Below are 1,517 nucleotides of genomic sequence, written 5' to 3'. Positions count from 1 at the left end.
AGCAACCCTGATCAACACCAACACACCGATCAGCTACGGCGCCTGGCGGGTACATGGCATCTCAGAACAGATGCTGGCAGGCAAGCCCGCACCGGAAGAGGTCTGGCCCTGGTTTCTGGAGTTTGTTGGTAACTGTCCGCTGGTGGCCCACAACGCGCCATTTGACAGAGCCATGATCAACCATGAACTGCACCTGCTGGGTATGCCGTTTGAGAATCCCTGGCACTGTACCGTCCGCCTGTCCCGCCGGAAACTGCCCCGGCTTCAGAATCACCGGCTTGACACGGTGTACCGGCATCTGTTCGGTCCTGTGCCGTCAGGGCTTAATCGTCACCGTGCACTTGATGATGCCCTGATGGCAGCGCGGATCTGGATGGAGCTGGGAGGGGAGATGATTTGAACCGGAGGTTCTATGCCTCATCCGTGGTTGATTCTTGGTGGTCTGTATGCGTGGGACCGACTTAACAGGCAGTCCCGTGAGGCACAGGAAAACGCCCGAAGGCTGGCAGAGCTGGAAAAGATCGTCAATGGTGAACAGGACGAAAAACAGCCTGTGGTAACCGTGGGTGGTGGAGATGAATCCGGTGGGTGTCTTGCAGTCCTTGGTTGTCTGAAAGCAGAACAGTTACGGAAAAAGCTGTTAAAGGAAGTAAAGCTGGAACTGGATAATCTGAGGGTCTATCGTTTGACTGAACCACGGGAACGTAATGTTGAGCAGTACGGTACAACCAGAACCGTCTTTTTTGATGAAGAAACGCTGGTGGTTTGATGCGCGAACCGGTTGATGTTACGAAAAAGACGGATGTTTCGCACATGCTGATTTTTATGGCCTTGTAGCTGAAAAATGAATCAGAATGAATGCTTTCCAGCGTAGATATTTATGTGGTTCGCATAAAGCATGATGTAACCTGCTGAAAACTGACCGCTTTTTTGAGGGTCAGAGCGCCCGTCCCATACGGACGGGCGAGGATTGAAACAATCCTACTTCGTCTGGTTAGGCGGTAAATCCATTCTTGCCGCAATCAACTGAACCTGCTTGACTGAGCTCACAGAGTTGGTTAAATTGTAATTACATTGTAGTAACTGAAAGGGGCGCATATGCTTGCACAACTTGTTTCCATAGGTAACTCAAAGGGCATACGTATCCCAGCTACATTACTGCGCCAATATGGCTTAAGTGATACGGTTGAACTGTTACCGGGAAAAGATGAGATTACCATTCGTCCGGTACGTGGAAAGCCTCGTGAAGGCTGGGAACAGGCTTTTAGTGCTATGCATGCCTGCGGTGATGATCAATTACTGATTGATGATACCCTTGATCAGGAGGACTGGGAATGGAGTTGAAGCAGTATCACGTCTATCTGGTCAATCTTGATCCAACCATCGGGCATGAGATTCAGAAAACACGACCTTGCCTGATTGTCTCTCCTGATGAAATGAACCGACACTTGCAAACCGTGATGATTGCTCCCATGACCACTAAATCCCTTAATTACCCAAGCCGTGTATCGCTTAGC

General features: G+C 50.1%; 4 protein-coding genes. All 4 read left to right on the top strand.

The genetic code is table 11. From position 1 onward, the window contains the following. Window positions 1-400 (top strand): 3'-5' exonuclease (locus tag OEL57_RS16790; protein WP_300742095.1); only part of this gene is annotated, 400 nt, incomplete at its 5' end. 12 nt (window positions 401-412) lie between these two features. After that, window positions 413-769: a CRISPR-associated endonuclease Cas2 gene (locus tag OEL57_RS16785; protein WP_300742093.1), complete on the top strand. Its 357-nt coding sequence runs from the start codon at window positions 413-415 to the stop codon at window positions 767-769. A gap of 329 nt (window positions 770-1,098) precedes the next feature. Then, window positions 1,099-1,344: an AbrB/MazE/SpoVT family DNA-binding domain-containing protein gene (locus OEL57_RS16780; RefSeq protein WP_300742091.1), complete on the top strand. Its 246-nt coding sequence runs from the start codon at window positions 1,099-1,101 to the stop codon at window positions 1,342-1,344. Further along, window positions 1,335-1,517 (top strand): type II toxin-antitoxin system PemK/MazF family toxin (locus tag OEL57_RS16775; RefSeq protein ID WP_300742090.1); only part of this gene is annotated, 183 nt, incomplete at its 3' end. The genes OEL57_RS16780 and OEL57_RS16775, both read left to right, overlap by 10 nt.

This window comes from Trichlorobacter sp. (genome assembly GCF_030247655.1).
GTDB lineage: Bacteria > Desulfobacterota > Desulfuromonadia > Geobacterales > Pseudopelobacteraceae > Trichlorobacter.
The sequence above is the reverse complement of the archived record's forward strand: the minus strand, read 5'-3'. Positions and strand labels throughout refer to the sequence as shown.

Coding starts and splice junctions, on each gene's coding strand:
- OEL57_RS16780 (WP_300742091.1), top strand. CDS start 1,099: ATGCTTGCACAACTTGTTTCCATAGGTAACTCAAAGGGCATACGTATC.
- OEL57_RS16785 (WP_300742093.1), top strand. CDS start 413: ATGCCTCATCCGTGGTTGATTCTTGGTGGTCTGTATGCGTGGGACCGA.